Below are 18,906 nucleotides of genomic sequence, written 5' to 3'. Positions count from 1 at the left end.
CACGCAGCATGAAACCTAAACCCGATACACCTTAGAAACGCTGCAAACCTGTCCGAAAAGATGGGACCACTTCACACGTCAACGCACAGTGAAAGCCAGAGAAAGGGAAGCCCGGGTGCCGGGCTTGAAAGGATAGAGAGAGGCTCATCCGGGTCCGGCGAGACAAGGACCCTGACCATGGCCAAGACCACGACCCGCCCGAATCCCACCACCTCAAAAAAGACCGAAGCCGTTGGATCGGCCGCGCCTGACGGCGGTGCCGACATCCGGATGATCCCGCTCGACAAGCTGGAGCCGAGCCCACTCAACGTCCGCAAGGTGGCCGCAAGCGCCAGCGACGATGCCGAGATTCTTGCGAGCATCCGCGAGACGGGAATCAAGCAGAACCTGGTGGTTCACGCACTTTCCGAGACACGTTTTGCCGTCGACGCAGGCGGTCGTCGCCTCAAGGCGCTGAAACAACTCGCCGAGGACGGTGTGATCCCCGCTGATCATCCAGTGCCCTGCCTTGTCGAGGACGAGCGCAACGCCATCCTTACCTCGGCCACAGAAAACCTCCAGCGCGCGGCGATGCATCCGGCAGACCAGTTCGAGGCCTTCGACAAGATGATCGGCGAGGGTCGCAGCGAAGACGAGATTGCGCTCAAATTCGGCGTCTCCGTCGACCTGGTGCGCCGTCGCCTCAAACTCGCCCGTGTCGCACCCGAAATCATCGAGCAGTTTCGTGCCGGTGATCTGACCCTCGAATGCGTGATGGCTTTCACGCTGACCGACGACCATGACCGCCAGCTCGCGGTCTGGAACGCCGTGAAGGGCGGCTATCACATCCATCCGCAGAGCATCAAACGTCAGCTGACCGGGGCCGCACATTCGGCGAACTCGGCAATTGGTCGATTTGTCGGCATCGAGGCGTATGAGGCGGCGGGCGGGGTTCTGCTGCGGGATCTCTTCGACGACCGGGCAACCGCTCATATGGAAAACCCCGACCTCTTGGAGCGTCTCGCCATTGAGAAACTGCAGGCTGCGGCCAAACCCTTCGAAGGGATATGGAAATGGGTCGAAGTGCATCTTTCGGTGGATTATGGCGCGTTTCGCAGTTTCGGGCGGGTCTATCCGCAGGACATCGAACCGGATGCGGACATGCTGGCCGAGGAGGAACGTCTCATCGCGCGTGAGGAAGAATTGGCGGCGCAGAACGACGGGGAGGACTGGACCGACGCGGAGACCGAAGAATACTACGCCATCGAGCCGCGTTTGCGCGAAATTGAAGCCATGCAGCGCGAACGGCAACCCTATGCCGAGGCAGATCGCGCTATCGCCGGTGTAGTCCTGACCATCGGCCATGACGGGGTGTTGCGCGTCGAGAAAGGCCTGGTGCGGCCCGAGGACATTCCTGTTGCGCCCGAACCGGACGATACCACCGCAGATCCGGATGGCGCTCCCTCCCCTGCCCGCCCACAGGTGACGCCGCCGACCTCCTCCACGCCGGTGCCGAGCTCCGACCCGGCCGCGACGTTGCGCAAGGCGGACGGGATTTCGGCGAGCCTGGCCGACGATCTGCGCGCCACGCGTCAGCACATCCTGCGGGCGCATCTGGCGGCGGATTTCGAGGTGGCTTTCGATGCGATGCTCTACGCGCTCTGCGAGCAGGCTTTGGGGCGGTCCTACAACAACGAGGCGCTCGATATCTCGATCCGGCCCTTCCAGGCGCAAAACCGCGAGGTGCTGCATGCGGACACCGTCGCTCAGAAGATGCTTGAGGCGTTGGAGCAGGACCTCGCCACCGACTGGATGAAGCTGGAGAAACCCGATGACTTCCGGGCGATGTCGGCCCTGCCCATTGCGGACAAGCAGGCGCTTTTCGCCTGGGCGACGGGTCTCGCGGTCAAGCCGCAGCTCTCCTCTGACAATCGCCCCTCCCACATCATTGAGGAGATTGGTGCGCGGCTCGACGTCGATGTGGCGGCCTGCTGGCGCCCGAGTGCCCAGAACTACTGGGGTCGCGTCAACAAGGGGCATGCGGTGGCCACGGCGCGCAAGCTCATCGGCGATGATTACGCCGAGGATCGCAATCGCGAACGCAAGGGCGATCTCGCAGCCGCGATGGAGCGCGCTTTCGCGGAAACGGCCGGCGAGACGGAAGGTTTCGACGCGGCGACGGCAGCAAAGACAACGCGCTGGCTGCCAGACGGGATGGTGTTTGCCGGTGCGGCGGAGGCCGACGCCAAAATGATTGGCGATGCGCCCGAGGCGGAGGAAGGCGACGTGCCTGCCGCAGACGCTCTGGCCGAGGCGGAGAGCAATGAACCATCGTCCTTGCCCGCCTTCCTTAGCGGAGATGCGGCCTGACGAAGCGAACACCGACCTGATCACGACATGAGCTTTGGGCCGCCCTCACATCGAGGGCGGCTCTTTCCGGCTGACGGGTTGCCGACAGCCGATATCGGATCGGCTGGCCCGTCCCGGAGACATCCTATGACCACCAGACTCGACCTCGATCCTGTTCAGGAAGCCGCACGCATCGCCGCGCAGAATGACGCGTTTCGCAATTCCATCCTCGGCAATCCTTCCGTTGCCGATGCCCCGCAGGGACAGTTTGTGATGACATGTGGCGTCGCCGCGCTTGGACCCGACGCACAACTGGAACTCACACGCCGCGTTGCCGCGTTCGACGCCTTCAATGCCGACAGTGACCCGCAGGGATTGCACGAGATGGGGGTCATCGAATTCAATGGCACGAAGGTTTGGTTCAAGATCGACTTGTACGACGTCGATTATCAGTACGGCTCGCCTGAGCCTTCCGACCCGAAACAGACGCGTCGCGTGCTGACCTTGCTTCTCCCGTCGGAATACTGACGCCCTCCACCCCCAATCGCCGCCCCGGGCCGTCCTTGCATAAAGGGCGGTCCTTTCGGGCTGGCGGGTTTCAAGGGGCGCGATGATCGCGTCCGGCCTGCTGCAGGAGACCAGAGATGGCCAAGACACTCGATTACCAGATCACCCTCTATCCCGCGCATCGTGACGGCGCCTTCGTTGTTACCCAGTTCCATATGATGGCGACCTACCCCGAAAAGCGCGTCCAGGCCGCGGGCATGGACGATTTGATCGACAAGGTGACGCAGTTCGCAATGGAGCATGGTGAGAGTTGCAGTGCTTCGGTGCGTTGCCTCGCCCCGCGCAAACCGCCGGGGTTCAAGCGCGCGACCGAGAATCTGTATTTCAACCTGGTTGACCGGACGGCTGAAAACCGCGGCGACGCTGCGGCCTGAAGCCCCCCAAAGGAAACTCCGGGGCGGCCTCGCGTAACGGTCGCCCTCCCCTCTCCCAATTCCAAAGGACAAAAAGACATGACACAAGCGACTGATTTCTACGCACAGATGCTCGAATCCCAGAGACGCGCATCCGAAGAGCGGGGCGAGACTCGCGCTGCCCTTCTCTCCGAGCTGCGTGCCTTCGGCGTGACCAGCATCGAGGTGCAATATGAAGGCTACGGCGATTCCGGCAATGTCGAGGATGTCGTCGTGACACCCGACACGATCACGCTGACAGAAGAGTTGCGACGCCGGGTTGAAGATTTTGGTTGGGATTTCGCCTATGCGCTGAGCCCCGGATTCGAGAACAACGAGGGCGGTTATGGCGAGCTGACCTGGGCGCTCGAGACGGACAAGATCGATGTTAGCCACTCGAACCGCTATATCGAAACCAACACCACCGAACACGAGGGGCTCTGACATGGCACATCCCCTCCACCACGCCGAAAGCTCCGCCCGAAAATTCGGCGGTGTTCCAGATGACTATCAGTTCGTGCATGACTGGTTTGACTCATCCAAAGAGCACCTAGGTCTCTTTGTTCACAGAGCCCAAAAACATCATACAGTCGGGATCTATGATGCCGAACGTCACTTCGGCCGCAGCCTGACCAACAGCGCGGGCCGGGTCGTCCCGATCCGCTGGATCGGTGAGCAGCATGTGCGCGAGGACTGCCAGGGACGGATCCCGTCGCTGGCGGACTGGCTTGTCCGCATTCAGCCGGAACCGTGGATGGCCAATGGCCGGATCGACAACGATCCTACGCAGATTGTTGGCGATCCGCGTGCGGTCTGGATCGAGGCGGTCTCCAATCACCAGACCATTCTCGGTTTTGAGGACTGGCTGCTGAAGGTCTCTGTCGAGCACATCCAGCATCGCCAAAACCGCGCCGCTGCCTGATCCGCCGGCCAGAAAACTCACCAACCACCGGATCCCATCCACTTCGACCCGCCTGCGCCACAACCGGCTTGGCGGGTCGATTGCGTTTCAAGAAAGGATATCGACATGCAAGACCCTGTCTACGAGGAGGCCTACCAAGGCCACGTCATCAAGATCTATCACGACCCCGATTCTGAGAACCCAAGGGAGTGGTCCAACCTCGGAGCGCTGATCTGTTGGCACCGCCGATACCGGCTGGGGGACAGCCACCGGTTCGACTGCCCCGAGGCGTTCCTGCGCGATCTTGCGGGCGTCTCGGATCAGAGCGATCTTTCACTGGATCGCCTCCGCGAGCGCGCCGAGCGCAAGGCAATCATCTTGCCCGTGTACCTCTACGACCATTCCGGCCTCGCGATGAACACCATCGAGTTCCATTGTCCGTGGGATTCCGGCCAAGTTGGCTTTGTATACGTAACGCTCGAAACGGTTCGAAAGGAGTTCGGCGCGAAGCGCGTCACCAAGGCGATGCGCGAAAAGGCCAAGGACATTCTGCGCGCTGAGATCGTCACCTTCGATGCCTACCTCGGCGGACGGGTTTATGGCTATGTCGTCGAGCGTGACGGTGAAGAGATCGACGCCTGTTGGGGGTTCTTCGAGCACTATGATCTGGACTGCCTGTCCGAGGCGCGGGCGGTTGTAGATCCTCTGATTTTGCGAGAGGTACAAAGACCCGCCGCTGCGGAACAGGGCGCAAGCCCACCCCCGAGTTGAAACGCCCGCAATACTCATATATCTTATTCATGCGTATTACGGAGGTGAGCATGGCAAGCACAAGCGTCACACTTGGCCCCCATTGGGACGAATTCATCGCCCTGATGCTTAAAGAGGGGCGTTACGGGTCAACCAGCGAGTTGATCCGCGCCTCTCTGCGCCTGATGGAGGAGCAGGAAGGTCAGCGGGCGCGGCTTCGCGTTGCGCTGATGGAGGGCAAACAATCCGGTGACGCCGGTCCGCTTGACATGGATGAGATCAAGCGCGACGCGCGGAGCCGCTCTGGCGCTTCTGATGCGTGACATTCATCACTCTCAGGCGGCAAAATCCGACCTCGTCGATATCTGGGTCGAGACAGACCGACAGTGGGGCGAGGCGCAGGCGGACCGCTATCTCGATGATATCGATCGCGCCCTGAAGGGTCTCATCGCCAACCCGCAAATGGGGTCTGACTGTTCCGATCTCTTGCAGGGTGCGCGTAAACTGATCACGGGCCGGCACCTCGTGTTCTACGAGGTGGACCCGGACAGGATCTTCGTGATCCGAGTCTTGCATCAGTCCATGGACGTGCCGAGGCATCTGCGGTCGTCCTGATAACGGGCGAATTCGCACCGGGGCTTTGCCATGAAAGAGCGAGAGGCAGGGCAGGAGGGGTGACCCCTCCCGGGTGAGAGAGTGCGCGCGGGGCTTGGGGCCAACCCTAAACCCCGGAGATTGCCGATGAACGCTCACCCCCATTCCGTCCAACTTGCAACCGAGCCCGACGCCCCTGCCCTGCCAGAGGCTCCGGGCTTCGCCCAACACCTGATGCAGGTTGCGAAAGCCCTCGTCCCCCTGTTCGAGGCGGGCAGGTCCATCGACGCCGCCGCCCTTCGCACTGCGATGGAGCAAGCCTTCGGTGCCAGCGACACCAGCGGCTCCTGGATCTGGAAGGATGCTTACGAAGCCGCAGAGGTCGCCCAGATCCTGATGCTTTCGCGCTACGGTGCGCTGATGCAGCGCCAGGTATCCGCGCCGCGGGCATTTCTCACCATGATCGAGCGTCTCGCCGGTCTGGCCCCCTCCCACACGCGGCGCTCTGAAGACAGTGTCCGCCTGCAACAATTCTCGACCCCTCTGCCCCTCGCGGCCATCGTTGCGCAGGCGGCGGGCTTTCGGGACGACGACCTGGTGCTCGAGCCTTCGGCCGGTACCGGCCTGCTGGCGATTTTCGCAAAGATTGCAGGCGCTCGCCTGGCGCTGAATGAGCTTGCCGAGACCCGCCGCGCCCTGCTGGGACATCTGTTCCCCGGTGCAGTCGTCTCGGATCACGATGCCGCCTCGATCGATGACCGGCTGGATCGGTCGATCACGCCCTCGGTCATCGTGATGAACCCACCGTTTTCTGCGGCCAACCATGTCGACGGCCGGTTCCGGCAGGCCACCAGCCAACATGTCCTGTCCGCCCTAGCGCGTCTCGCGCCGGGTGGGCGGCTTGTCGTCATCACCGGCGAGAGCTTCCGCCCCTCGACGAAATCCTTTCAGTCGACGTTTCAGCGGATCGCACAAAGCGCCGATGTGGTATTTTCCGCCGCTATCGACGGCAAGGTCTTTGCGCGGCATGGCACCACGATCGACACACGGCTGACGGTGATCGACAAGCGTGCGACTGGCGCTGATGAGATCGCATCGGTCGAAAGCGAGGCCGTCTACCATCCGATCTGCGCGACCACCGCCGACCTTCTCAACGCAGTGCTCACCCACTGCCCGCAGCGCCACAGCCCCTCGCCCTGCCCCACCAGTACGGCCCTGTCGGCTCCGACCGCTTCGACCCGCACCAACCTGCAGGCCCTGCGCAATGCCGCGCGCAAGGAAACCCGTGCCCTCGCCGAAGAACGCGCAAGGCACCCGTTTGACGATATCACGACGGCCCCGATCGACTACCTGCCGAAGGCTTGGAGCCAACCCGACGGCACGCTGCAGGACACGGTCTACGAGGCCTATGACCTTCAGGCGATCAGGATCGATGGCGCGGCGGAACATCCGACCGCTCTGGTGCAATCCACCGCCATGGCCTCGGTGCCGCCGCCCGTGCCGACCTATCGTCCCATCCTGCCGAAGAACCTCGTTCAGGACGGCCTTCTTTCTGCGCCGCAGCTGGAAAGTGTCATCTATGCGGGCAACGCGCATGAGACGCATCTCAAGGGCTGGTTCAAGCGCGGCGAGATCGAAGGCCAGTTGATGGCGGCGGCCGAGGGCGACGAAGGCGCGTTTCGCCTGCGCAAGGGCTGGTTTCTGGGTGATGGCACGGGATGCGGTAAAGGGCGACAGGTTGCCGGTATCATCCTCGATAATTGGCTCAAAGGGCGCCGACGGGCGGTCTGGGTCTCGAAGAGCGACAAGCTCATCGAAGATGCGCGTCGCGACTGGATAGCGCTCGGGGGACGCGAAAGCGATATCGTGCCGCTCTCGAAGTTCCGCCAGGGCAGCGACATCCGCCTGCCCGAGGGCATCCTCTTCGTCACCTACGCCACGCTGCGCTCGGCTGAACGTGAGGGCAAAGCCTCCCGCCTCGATCAGGTCACGTCCTGGCTCAGCGATGGGTTCGACGGGGTCATTGCTTTTGATGAAAGCCATGCCATGGCGAATGCTGCCGGAGAAAAGTCCGACCGCGGCGACAAGAAGGCGTCCCAGCAGGGCCTCGCTGGCCTCGCGCTGCAGAACGCCGCGCCCGATGCACGGGTTCTCTATGTCTCGGCGACCGGTGCCACAGTCGTCGGCAATCTTGCCTATGCTTCGCGCCTCGGTCTCTGGGGCACCGGCGATTTCCCCTTCGTGACGCGGGCCGAGTTCGTCGCCGCGATGGAGGCCGGGGGCATTGCGGCCATGGAGATGATCTCGCGCGACCTGAAGGCGCTTGGGCTCTATCTGGCGCGGTCCCTCTCCTATGCCGGGGTCGAATACGAGATGCTGGTCCATGAGCTGAGCCCCGCTCAAGTCGCCATATACGACAGCTACGCCGATGCCTACCAGATCATCCACAACAACCTTGAGGCAGCGCTTCAGGCCTCGGGTATTTCTTCTGAGACCGGCACGCTGAACGCCCAAGCGAAATCCGCCGCGCGTTCGGCCTTCGAGAGCAACAAGCAGCGCTTCTTCAACCATCTCATCACCGCCATGAAATGTCCCTCGCTGATCCGCGCCATCGAGGCGGACCTTGCAGCAGGGCACTCGGCCGTGATTCAGGTGGTCTCGACCAGCGAAGCGGTGATGGAACGCCGCCTTGAAGAGATCCCTTCCTCGGACTGGGACGATCTGCAGGTCGATTTCACGCCGAGGGAGAACATCATGGACTACCTGATGCACAGCTTCCCGACGCAGCTTTTTGAGCCTTACACCGACGAGAATGGCGATCTGCGCTCGCGCCCCGCCCTCGATTGCGATGGCAACCCGATCATCTGCCGCGAGGCGGAGCGGCGGCGGGATGATCTTGTCGAGCATCTTGGGGCCCTCGCCCCGGTGCAGGGCGCGCTCGACCAGATCCTCTGGCATTTCGGAGGCGATGCAGTGGCTGAGGTCACGGGGCGCAAGCGGCGCATCGTCAAGACGCGTGAGGGGCGGCTCAAGGTCGAGAACCGCCCCGCCTCCTCCAACCTCGGCGAAACCCAGGCCTTCATGGACGATGCAAAACGCATCCTGATCTTCTCCGATGCGGGTGGCACCGGGCGCAGCTACCACGCCGATCTCGGGGCCAAGAACCAGCGCCTTCGGGTGCATTACCTCCTGGAGCCCGGGTGGAAGGCCGACAATGCGATTCAGGGTCTCGGGAGGACCAACCGCACGAACCAGGCGCAGCCGCCACTCTTTCGCCCCGTCGCCACAGACGTGAAGGGCGAGAAGCGCTTTCTCTCCACCATCGCCCGCCGCCTCGACACGCTGGGTGCCATCACCAAGGGACAGCGCGAGACCGGCGGTCAGAACATGTTCCGTGCCGAGGACAACCTTGAGAGCCCCTACGCACGCGCTGCGCTGCGCCAGTTCTTCTACAAGCTGCGTGCGGGTAAGATCGAGGCCTGCTCCTATGCGAAATTCCAGGAGATGACTGGGCTGACGCTCGATGAAGCGGATGGCACGATGAAAGAGACCCTGCCGCCGATCCAGCAGTTCCTGAATCGTTGCCTCGCGCTCCGCATCGACATGCAGGACGCGATCTTCGAGGCCTTCGGCGGGTTCCTCTCGGCCATCATCGAAGATGCGCGCCAGGCAGGCACGCTCGATGTCGGCCTCGAAACGCTCAAGGCCGAGAAATTCGAAATCGTCGACCGCAAGGTCATCTTCGAGCACGGGGCTACGGGCGCAACGGCAACTGCGCTGACCGTGGAGCGTACCGATCGCAACGATCCGCTCACCCTGCCCCGGATCAAATCGATCTGCGCAAATACGGACGGCGCGACGCTGTGCTGGAACACCTCCTCCAAACGCGCGGCGCTGATGGTGAATGCGCCGGCCTTCATGGACGAGGACGGCGTGCCGATCCTGCGGGTGAAGCTTCTGCGTCCGATGGCCACAGAAATCCTCGCGCTGACCGAGTTCTCGAAGTCGCACTGGGAAGAGATCGATGATGCGATATTCGAACAGCTCTGGCAGGCCGAGGTCGAGGCAGTGCCGGAGTTCACCACCTCAAAGATTACGCTCATCTGCGGGCTTCTCCTGCCGATCTGGGATCGGCTTCCCGCTGACAACATGCGCATCTACCGCCTTCAGACCGAGGATGGGGAGCGCGCCATCGGTCGACTGGTCAGCCAGGAGCAGCTTCTCAATGTCTTTGCACGCCTTGGTCTCGATTGCCAGATCGAGATGACGCCGCGGGAAGTGCTCGCCGCCGTGATGGAAGCCAGGACGACGCTGAACCTCCTCGGCGGCTATCAGCTGCGCCGGTCGCTGGTCATGGGGCAGCCGAGGCTTGAGCTGATAGGTGCTTCAGGCGCGGCCCTGCCCGGACTGAAGGCAATGGGCTGTTTCACGGAAGTGATCCAGTGGAAGACGCGGGTGTTCATTCCGGTCGACGGCATCGAGGTGCTGACACGGGTCCTTGCCGAGCATCCAGTTGGCGCCGGCACATCGGAGGCCGCCGCATGAGCGCGCGCCACAGTATCGCGGACCTCTCGGCCGATCTGGCAGACCATGCCGAGAGTTTCTGCCGCCAGTATTTCCCCGAGGGGCGCAAGCTGGGTAATTATTGGCAGGTCGGCGACACGTCCGGTGCAAAGGGCCAGAGCCTCGCCATCCGTCTGCAGGCGCAGGTTGGTCGTAAAGCCGGGTCCTGGCAAGATTTCGCGACGGGTGAATATGGCGACCTGATCGACCTGCTGCATGAACGGCTTGGGTCTGTCACGCTCAAGGAGACCCTGAGGGAGGCTCGATCCTTCCTCGGCGAAGCCCCCTGCCCTGCCGTACCTCGAGACACCCAAAGGGCTGAGCGCCCGGATGCAGCCTCCAGCAAACGCATCGCGCGGGCGCGCAAACTTTTCGCTGCTGGCAAGCCGGTGTTTGGCACCTTGGCCGCCACCTATCTGCAGGGGCGCGGGATCACACGGCTCGGCCCGGCCCTGCGCTATCACGCGCGTGTCTTCCTGCGGCAGGGCGAGGACGACCCCGATCTGCTGGAACGGGCCCCTGCCCTACTGGCAAAGATCACCGACAATCGCGGCCAGATCACCGGATGCGCAAGGGTTTTTCTCGACCCGTCCACCGGCGGTTTGGCCGAGATCGAGAGCCCGAAGCGGATCCTCGGACAGCTGCACGGCCATGCCATCCGCTTCTGGTCCGGCAAGGCGCGCAGCGATCTCATCGTCGGTGAAGGTCTCGAGAACACCCTCTCGGTCGGCACGGCTCTCCCCGAGTTCGATCTCGCCTCCTGTCTCACTGCCACCCATCTCGGCCTCTTCATCCCGCCGCCGAGGATCAAGCGTATCTGGATCGCGCGGGACAATGACGAAGCTGGACGCGACGCATCAATAAGATTGCTTAACCAACTGGAATCGCTTGGAATTACCTGTGGTGATCTCGTACCAAACATGGGCGATTTCAACGACGATCTGCGGGCATTTGGCAAAGATGCGCTGCGCCGTTCTCTGCTAAAGGCCATGAAAGCACAAGGTCTGGAGATCGAGGACGGGTGACCGCCAACCTCCCCGGGGATGCCTGACCGGGCAAAGGTTTCGCCGGTTCTATCTGATCCCGTTTGGACAAGGGGAGCGATGGACCGGCGGGTCGGAGCAGAGTGCTCCTCGCCCGGGCAGCAATGCGCCCGCTACCCGGAAAATTCCCCTGCCCCACCACATGACCGTGGCGGGCCATTCCTCGCGGGAACAATTTTCCGGTCCGGGTCACATTCTCCGCTGCGCTCCGATCCTGACGGATGCGGCCCGGTCGCCGCCGGTCCTGTTATCGCCCCATCCAAATCGGGTCAGATCAAACAGAGGAACCAGACAATGCCCCATCAGACAGACATCCAAGAGGAAACCGGCGTGACCTCCGCCATCCTCGACCACCTCGCACTTCACGTCGCAACGCCCGGGCCCGGCGAGACCGATCATCGCCCCCTGCCCCAGCCCGACGAGGTCGAACTCGCCATGGCGACGCTCTTTGACACCACCATCGGCCTCCTCACCGGAAGCCAGTTGGAAGACAATCTCGAAGAGATGCTCTGGTCCCTGACCTCGATCTTCCATCGCCGGCTCACCCATATCCAGAAGCTCCTCGATGACAACGAATTCGAGGTCCGGGAAAGTCTGGCCATCCAGGACGGCTCCGAGGTCGCCTCGGTCGAACTCGAGCGCCTCCAGATGATCGGGCTGAAGCTCTGGGACCATCGCGACGCTTTCGAGCAGATGCGCGATCTGGCCGTGGACCACTTCTCGGCCGCCACCGGTTCACCCTGGCTGCCCCGCACCGGATCCAAGGTCTCGCATCGCGGTCTCACCTCCGCCGTGGTGGACAGCCGGGCCTATCTCTCGGCCAAGCGGCGCAAGGAGACCGAGGTTCACTGCCCCGAAGGCACGCGGATCGCCTTCTCGGGCGGGGACTATCACGCCTACGACCTGATCTGGTCCGTCCTCGATGCCACCCATGCGAAATACCCAGACATGATTCTTTTACACGGCGGCACACCAAAAGGTGCCGAGATGATCGCTGCCCGCTGGGCAGATACCCGTGGTGTCACGCAGGTGGCGTTCAAACCCGACTGGAAGAGCCATGGCAAGGCTGCCCCCTTCAAGCGCAACGACAAGATGCTCGAGACCATGCCCCAGGGTCTGATCGCCACGCCCGGTTCGGGCATCACCGAGAATATCGTCGACAAGGCCCGCAAACTCGGCATCCGCATCAAGAGGATCGGGGCTTAGGCCCCGGTTCACGCACCGCGCAGGAGATCCCGCACGACCACAGCCTCGGAGTAATGGAACGCTACCCTTGTGGTGGACTTGGTGCACGACGCAATATCTAGAAAGTGCTTGCACGAATCTGGCTGGTCGGGCAATAGTCTCGAAAAATAACGCGCGGTCACATAAAAAACGCGCCCACGGATCGGGGCAGACATGAGCGAAGCAGAACAGGATCTTGATATCGCCATCGGGCACTACGCGGAACTTCTCGCGTCGAACCTGCATGCTCAGCGCGCTGCGCACTTCCCACCAGATGCAAAGAAGGTGATGCGCACTTTGACCAGCGGCGAAGCTGCTGAGCTCCTTGGCGTCGACCATACCTATCTTCGGAAGCTTCATCGAGAAGGAAAGATCGTTGACGTCGAGACGACGGCGGGAAGTCATCGCCGCTATACGCTCGACGATATCTGGGAAATCCGGCAGACGCTTGAAGGAAATGCAAAAAAGTCTGGAACTTACGTGCCTGGGCGTCGCGACGGTGACGAGCTTCAAGTCATATCAGTGGTGAACTTCAAGGGCGGCTCCGGCAAAACGACGACGTCTGCTCACCTCGCTCAGCGCTTGGCGCTAAAGGGGTACAGGGTTCTTGCGATCGATCTCGACCCCCAAGCATCTCTTTCGGCTCTTCATGGAATCCAGCCAGAACTCGACCTTATGGAGGGCGGAACCCTCTATGATGCCGTTCGCTACGACGATCCGGTTCCGATCGCCGAAGTGATCCGCAAGACTTACATCCGCGGCCTTGATCTTATCCCGGGCAACCTTGAACTCATGGAGTTCGAGCACGAGACGCCTGCTGCTATCCAGCGAGGCGGAGCGAAGGCGTTCTTCGCGAGAGTTCATGACGCACTCGATAGTGTTGAAGCAAACTACGACGTTGTTGTGATCGACTGCCCGCCGCAGCTTGGTTTCTTGACGATGTCAGCACTTTCTGCGTCCTCGGGTGTCCTCGTGACGGTTCACCCGCAGATGCTTGACCTCATGTCGATGTCTCAATTCCTGCGAATGACTGCGGATCTCCTGGGAGTGATCAGGGATGCAGGCGCAAATCTGCGCTTCGATTGGCTGCGCTTCTTGCCAACGCGATACAAAGTCGGCGACGCGCCACAAACCGAAGTCATCGCCTTCATTCGCGGGCTGTTTGGGAGGTCGGTCCTGACCAATCACATGGTTGAATCGACCGCAATATCTGATGCCGGCTTGACCAAGCAAACGCTCTACGAAGCTGACAAAAAGGACTTCACGCGTCAGACGTTTGATCGTGCGATCGAATCCATGAACGCAGTGAACGATGAGATCGCTGAAATCATCCAGAACACATGGGGTCGGAATGGCAAGAAAGCCTAAACTTGGCCTGCCGCTGCAGACCCTTCGCAACGCTCCTGACGCTCTTGAAGGGCGCCGACTGCGTGGCGGTGTATTTGAGATCGATCCGGCGCAGATCCTTACCGAAGGACGGTTGGATGACAGGCTTCAGATTGAAGTTGAGGGCCTGAAGAACTCTATTTCCAAGAACGGTCAGCGTGTGCCCGTCTTGGTGCGCCCACTGGAAGGCGATCGCTACAACCTGATCTATGGCCGCAGACGCTTGGAAGCATGTCGCGAACTCGGTATCAAAGTTCGAGCCATCGTCACAGAGGTTGAGGGTGATCAAGCGCTTCGAGATCAGCTTCTCGAGAACCAAGAGCGTCGTGATCTGAGCTTTATTGAGCGTGCGCTCGTTGCGACGGCACTTCTGGACGGTGATCATTTGGAAGGGGCTGAGCGCACCAATCGAGGTGTCGCCGAAGTCCTTAACCTCCACGAAGCCGGGGTTTCACAACTCTTGAGTGTCGTTCGGACGGTCGGCGAGGAACTCATCCAGGCAATTGGTGCGGCTCCCGGGATTGGTCGCCCGAGATGGGAAGAGCTCAAAAAGGCTTTGGGTGCCTACGACGGTGATCGAGACCAACTGCAAGCCGTAGCTCATGCAGCCAAGTCCGAAAGTTCCGGCTCGGTCGATGAGGTTTCTGAGCGTGCGTTTCTCGCAGTTCTGGCAGCCGCGAAGAGCGCAGAGAAGAAAGCAAGCCCGTCTAGAAAAGGCGTGCCTGCTTTGGCGATCCCCGGTGTCGGAGCTGCGACGGTCAAGACCAGCCGCCAAGGCAAGCAGCTTAAACTCGATCTGACTACGGATGAACCTGATTTTATCAGCTGGTTGGAGGGCAATGCCCCAAAGCTGATTACCGAGCTTCATGAGCGCTGGAAGCGTTCAGAAGACTGAGGAAGAGCAACCAACAAGAAGGAGGCACGATACAGGCAAAAAGAAAAAGGCCCCGAGAAGCTAGCTTCACGAGACCTTTGTAAGGTTTCGCACCGGGATCAGCCCGCTACAAAATCTCAGTTTTCGCACTTCTGAATGTAGCGTTCTGGCCCCTACCCCGCAAGCGCAAAGCGATTCGCGGGCCCTAGAATTTTTGTCTTCGTGAACATTTTCATGGAGTACACACCAATTTCGCCGTTTATGCGGCCGATTTCGCACGCTCATTTGCGCGTCATCGAGCGACCCGAGGCATCTGTTCCGGCCAGACCCGTTAACAAGTGGGAACTCCTGCGCGAGCTCTCCAAGGCGCAAGCGGCCTTTGGGGTCTCGGAACGTGATCTGACTGTTTTGCAGGGGCTCCTCAGCTTCTTTCCGGACGATGCGCTTGGCGGGAACGCCGAGATGGTCGTCTTCCCCTCGAACAAGGCGATCTGCGAGCGCCTGAATGGCATGCCGTGCTCAACGATGCGTCGTCACCTCGCGCGTCTCGTCGAGGCTGGCTTGCTCCAGCGGCGCGATAGCCCCAATGGGAAGCGCTACGTCCGCAAGCACGGCGAAGACCGCGTCGCCTTTGGCTTCGATCTTTCCCCGCTCTACTGCCAGTCCGAGGAGATAGCACGGGCCGCAGAGGCCGTACGTGAGGCTGAGGAGCGCGTCAGGCGCCTGAGAGAGGTCGTAAGCCTCATGCGACGCGATCTCGCGGCCCTCGCCGAGTTCGGAGACGAGATGCAGCCAGGCCTAGGCTTCTGGGATCAGCTTCGCGACAAGGCTGCCCTCACAGCCCGCGCGCTTCGCCGCAAGCTTTCAATTGAGGACCTCGCGGCCTATCGAGCCGATCTTGAAGCTCTCCTTGACCAGGCACGCAACATCATTGATGGCCCTGAAACAGAAGAAATGAACACCAATGATGCCCAATCTGAGCGTCACCATCATAATTCAAATAAAGAATCTATAGATTTTGAACCGGCTTTAGAAAAAAGCGGGGCGGCGGCGGGTGTGCCAGATGTGGATACGAATGAGCCGGTGGCTGACGTTGATGAACAGGACACAAGACATCTGCCAAAGATCCCGCTTCACCTAGTGATAGCGGCATGTCCCTCGCTGAAGACCTTCTACCAAGGTGAGATCCGGCATTGGCATCAGCTTTTCGATGCGGCGGGCCATGTGCGGCCAGCCATGGGGATCAGTGCGTCTGCATGGGAAGAAGCACAGCGGTTCATGGGTCCGGAGCAAGCGTCGATCGTCGTTGCTGCGATGCTGGAACGCTTCGCCGACATAAGATCGCCTGGTGGATACTTGCGAGCTCTGACTGCCAAAGCTGCGGCCGGCGAGTTCTCCTGTGGGCCGATGGTCATGGCATTGATTGGGCGACGATCTGCAGCTTAACAGCTGTTAAGGTTGAGAGACTGCGTACTTTTCCGCCACCTCGGGACTGTCGACTTAACAGCTGTTAAAGTCCTGCCTCGCGAGCGTCAGAATATGAGAGGGAAAGGGTTGTTGGTTTGAGGGTGACGGGAAGTGAGATCGGAAGAGTGGCTTCCGGCGCCCGTCGTGGAGGAGATCTGATGGCGAAACCTGCCCAGAAAGTCACCCAGTCCCCGTTCCGGGACATTCCCTTCGACAAGCTCGTGCTGAGCCAGTCCAACGTCCGGCGCATCAAGGCCGGCATCTCGGTCGAGGAACTGGCCGAAGACATCGCCCGCCGCGGGTTGCTGCAAAGCCTGTGCGTCCGGCCCGTTCTGGCGGATGATGGGTCCGAGACAGGCAAGTTCAAAATACCCGCTGGCGGTAGGCGCTTCCAGGCCCTGTCACTCTTGGTGAAGCAGAAGCGCCTGGCCAAGACGACGCCCATTCCCTGCTTCGTGCGGGATGCGAAGTCCACGATCCTCGCCGAAGACGACTCGCTCGCCGAGAACATGAAGCGCGCTGTCCTGCATCCACTCGATCAGTTCCGCGCCTTCGTGGCGCTGCAGGAGAAGGGTCAGGGCGACGAAGAGATCGCAACCGCCTTCTTCGTCAGGCCGCAGGTGATCAAACAGCGCTTGAAACTCGCCGTCGTGGCCCCTGCCCTGCTCGAGCTTTATGCCGAGGATGAAATGACGCTGGAGCAGCTGATGGCCTTCACGGTTAACCCGGATCATGAGCGCCAGGTTCAGGTCTGGGAGGCGATCCGCTCGTCCTGGAACAAGGAGCCCTATCAGATCCGGCGGATGCTGACGGAAACCTCGGTGCGGGCATCCGATCGTCGTGCTGTCTTTGTCGGCATCGATGCCTATGAGTCTGCTGGCGGCACCATGTTGCACGACCTCTTCCAGGGCGATGACGGCGGCTGGCTGGAAGACCCCGCCCTGTTCGATCGTCTGGTCAGCGAGAAGCTTCAGGCTGAAGCCGAAGCCATTGCGACCGAAGGTTGGAAATGGATCGAGGTCTCGCTCGACCTGCCCTATGGCTACAGCCACGGTTTGCGGCGGCTGAGCGGAGACCCGGCACCGATGACGGATGACGAAGGCGCGGCCCATGCCAAGCTTCTTGCCGAATACCGGGCGCTCGAAGAGGAATACGAGGGCCAGGATGAATTCCCCGAGGAAGTCGACGCGCGACTTGGCGAGTTGGAAATTGCGATGGAGAAGCTCGAGACTCGGCCGTTGATCTTCGACGATGAAGAGATCGCGCGGGCAGGGGCTTTTGTGACGCTTTATCGCATGGCGAGCTTGTCGTTAATCGCGGCTTTGTCCGGCCCGAGGATGAGCCTCGGGAATACGCTGATGTCTTCAGCTGTGAACCGACAGCAGGGCGCTGAGCTTTCAACGGGGAGTTACGCGGATGGTATCGGCCACGGTACGGAAATCACTTCTGCTGGTCAAGCGCTTGGCGCGAACGCACGCGACGACGAGGACGATGGTGCGTTGAAGCCCTTGCCTGAGCCCGTTCCCGACACCGAGCAGGCTGAAGATGCAGATCTTCTTGACTTCATCAGCTCAGACCGGCCAAGGATTAATGACAGGATGACAGTTCGCAAGATTACAATCCAGCGGCTTTCGTCAGGTTCACGCGGAAGCGGTCGCGGCGGCGTTGGTAGCGGCGGGTCATCTGTGCCGAAGCGTGGCCAAGGTGCTTCTGCACATACCGCTCGTCCACCTCGGCCGAACTGGCGAGACCTGCGCGCAGAGAATGGCCAGAGAACAGTGCCAGGCGTTCCTTTTCGGGCAGTTCGGATCGGATGCCGGCGTCCAGGACCGTTCGCTTGATCAGCCGCGCGACATGCTTGTCGTTCAGCCTTGTCTCCAGGGCCTTCTTTCCACCCCGAGTGGTGCCGACAAAGACCGGCCCGAAGTCGATCCTGGCGAAGTGCAACCACTGCTCGAGCGCATGCACAGGGCAGCTGGAGTTAGACGATCCCAGACCGATCTCGACCTCGCGCCAGCCGGTCTTGGCGTTGAGCGTCAGCACGGCGCCGTCGTCGAGGATCTCGATCCAGCCGCCTGAATCGGGCGTGTCGTCCTTTCCGACATCCAGGCTGACGATCTCGGAGCGGCGGAGCCCGCCGGCGTACCCGAGGAGCAGGATGGCGCGGTCCCTGAGCCCGCGCAGGTCGTAGGGCAGGGTGGCGACCATCGCGAGGATGTCCTCGGCCAGGATCGCTTCCTTCTGCACCGGCGGACGGGCGTGTTTGCGTTTGATCCCGGCCAGCACTGTTGCGATGTGGCGGTTCTTACGATCGAGGACAAAGCCGCGTTGCGCATAGTTCCAGGCAAGGCCGGAGAGGCGACGTTCGATGGTACTGACCGATAGGGCAGGGGAGGGGCCCGCTCCGGACGCCAGGTCTGCGAGATAAAGCCCGATCATTTCAGGCGACGGGGGCAGAGGCTCCGCGCCCTTCATCCGACACCACCGCGCGAAATGCGCCCAATCCTTGGCATAGGCTTTCAGCGTATTGTCAGAAGCTGCGGCGCGCGCATAATCTCGGGCGGCGTCGACCAGGCGATCAAGGCTGCCGGATCCCGCGACGTGGGCGGGTAGGGAGATGTCGTCGCTTTTTTCTTGATCGCTGTCGCCGTTCTGAGCGATACAAAACGCACCAGAGTTTGATGATGTCGACTTCTCGTCCTCTGAGGGCATTTTCCAGTGAATCCGGTGGTGAAATTAATGTCGTTCTTGTTCCATTGGTGGACACTAACGTATTGATATCACTATGTTCATGTTCTTGTTTCATTCCCGGATTAT

At 61.2% G+C, this 18,906-nt stretch carries 15 protein-coding genes and 1 pseudogene; 15 read left to right on the top strand and 1 reads right to left on the bottom strand.

Annotation, left to right across the window (positions count from 1 at the left end):
• Positions 1–177 precede the first annotated feature (177 nt).
• The 15 genes and pseudogenes from MF268_RS24705 to MF268_RS25535 all read left to right on the top strand — a co-directional run.
• Positions 178–2,349 carry a ParB/RepB/Spo0J family partition protein gene (locus tag MF268_RS24705; RefSeq protein ID WP_009827031.1) on the top strand — a complete coding sequence of 724 codons (2,172 nt, stop codon included), beginning with the start codon at positions 178–180 and terminating at the stop codon, positions 2,347–2,349.
• A 126-nt stretch (positions 2,350–2,475) separates the two neighbouring features.
• Positions 2,476–2,856, top strand: a complete 381-nt coding sequence (locus tag MF268_RS24700; RefSeq protein ID WP_009827032.1) for a DUF3768 domain-containing protein — start codon at positions 2,476–2,478, stop codon at positions 2,854–2,856.
• Positions 2,857–2,972: 116 nt separating this feature from the next.
• Positions 2,973–3,269, top strand: a complete 297-nt coding sequence (locus tag MF268_RS24695) for a hypothetical protein (protein ID WP_009827033.1) — start codon at positions 2,973–2,975, stop codon at positions 3,267–3,269.
• A gap of 78 nt (positions 3,270–3,347) precedes the next feature.
• Positions 3,348–3,731, top strand: coding sequence for a DUF6878 family protein (locus MF268_RS24690; RefSeq protein WP_009827034.1), 384 nt, complete (start codon positions 3,348–3,350; stop codon positions 3,729–3,731).
• A gap of 1 nt (position 3,732) precedes the next feature.
• Positions 3,733–4,209, top strand: a complete 477-nt coding sequence (locus MF268_RS24685; protein WP_009827035.1) for a DUF6915 family protein — start codon at positions 3,733–3,735, stop codon at positions 4,207–4,209.
• A 105-nt stretch (positions 4,210–4,314) separates the two neighbouring features.
• Positions 4,315–4,959, top strand: coding sequence for a hypothetical protein (locus tag MF268_RS24680; RefSeq protein ID WP_009827036.1), 645 nt, complete (start codon positions 4,315–4,317; stop codon positions 4,957–4,959).
• 50 nt (positions 4,960–5,009) lie between these two features.
• On the top strand, positions 5,010–5,261 hold the full coding sequence (locus MF268_RS24675) for a type II toxin-antitoxin system ParD family antitoxin (protein ID WP_009827037.1): 252 nt from the start codon (positions 5,010–5,012) through the stop codon (positions 5,259–5,261).
• Positions 5,254–5,553 (top strand): type II toxin-antitoxin system RelE/ParE family toxin, encoded by a 300-nt coding sequence (locus MF268_RS24670; protein ID WP_009827038.1) that lies wholly within the window; start codon positions 5,254–5,256, stop codon positions 5,551–5,553. The genes MF268_RS24675 and MF268_RS24670 overlap by 8 nt, the downstream gene beginning before the upstream one ends.
• 126 nt (positions 5,554–5,679) lie before the next feature.
• Complete coding sequence (locus MF268_RS24665) at positions 5,680–10,077, top strand: strawberry notch-like NTP hydrolase domain-containing protein (RefSeq protein WP_009827039.1); 4,398 nt, start codon at positions 5,680–5,682, stop codon at positions 10,075–10,077.
• Entirely contained in the window at positions 10,074–11,120 is a 1,047-nt protein-coding gene (locus MF268_RS24660) for a DUF7146 domain-containing protein (protein ID WP_009827040.1), read from the top strand. The genes MF268_RS24665 and MF268_RS24660 overlap by 4 nt, the downstream gene beginning before the upstream one ends.
• A gap of 312 nt (positions 11,121–11,432) precedes the next feature.
• Positions 11,433–12,344 carry a DUF2493 domain-containing protein gene (locus MF268_RS24655; protein WP_009827041.1) on the top strand — a complete coding sequence of 304 codons (912 nt, stop codon included), beginning with the start codon at positions 11,433–11,435 and terminating at the stop codon, positions 12,342–12,344.
• A 192-nt stretch (positions 12,345–12,536) separates the two neighbouring features.
• The gene (repA, locus tag MF268_RS24650; RefSeq protein ID WP_009827042.1) at positions 12,537–13,730 is read left to right on the top strand and encodes a plasmid partitioning protein RepA; all 1,194 of its coding nucleotides are present in this window, start codon (positions 12,537–12,539) and stop codon (positions 13,728–13,730) included.
• Positions 13,714–14,643, top strand: coding sequence for a plasmid partitioning protein RepB (repB, locus tag MF268_RS24645; protein ID WP_037954833.1), 930 nt, complete (start codon positions 13,714–13,716; stop codon positions 14,641–14,643). Before repA ends, repB begins: the two co-directional genes overlap by 17 nt.
• Positions 14,644–14,856: 213 nt before the next feature.
• Positions 14,857–16,068, top strand: coding sequence for a plasmid replication protein RepC (gene repC / locus MF268_RS24640; RefSeq protein WP_037954835.1), 1,212 nt, complete (start codon positions 14,857–14,859; stop codon positions 16,066–16,068).
• Between the two features lie 179 nt (positions 16,069–16,247).
• Positions 16,248–17,606, top strand: a pseudogene (locus tag MF268_RS25535) (ParB/RepB/Spo0J family partition protein); the annotation flags it as partial.
• Positions 17,607–17,703: 97 nt separating this feature from the next.
• On the opposite strand, the gene MF268_RS24630 reads toward MF268_RS25535, so the two are convergent.
• Positions 17,704–18,801: a tyrosine-type recombinase/integrase gene (locus MF268_RS24630; protein WP_084353840.1), complete on the bottom strand. Its 1,098-nt coding sequence runs from the start codon at positions 18,799–18,801 to the stop codon at positions 17,704–17,706.
• Positions 18,802–18,906 lie beyond the last annotated feature (105 nt).

Origin of the sequence: Heliomarina baculiformis (assembly GCF_019966545.1) — a bacterium.
Taxonomy (GTDB): domain Bacteria; phylum Pseudomonadota; class Alphaproteobacteria; order Rhodobacterales; family Rhodobacteraceae; genus Heliomarina; species Heliomarina baculiformis.
The sequence above is the reverse complement of the archived record's forward strand: the minus strand, read 5'-3'. Positions and strand labels throughout refer to the sequence as shown.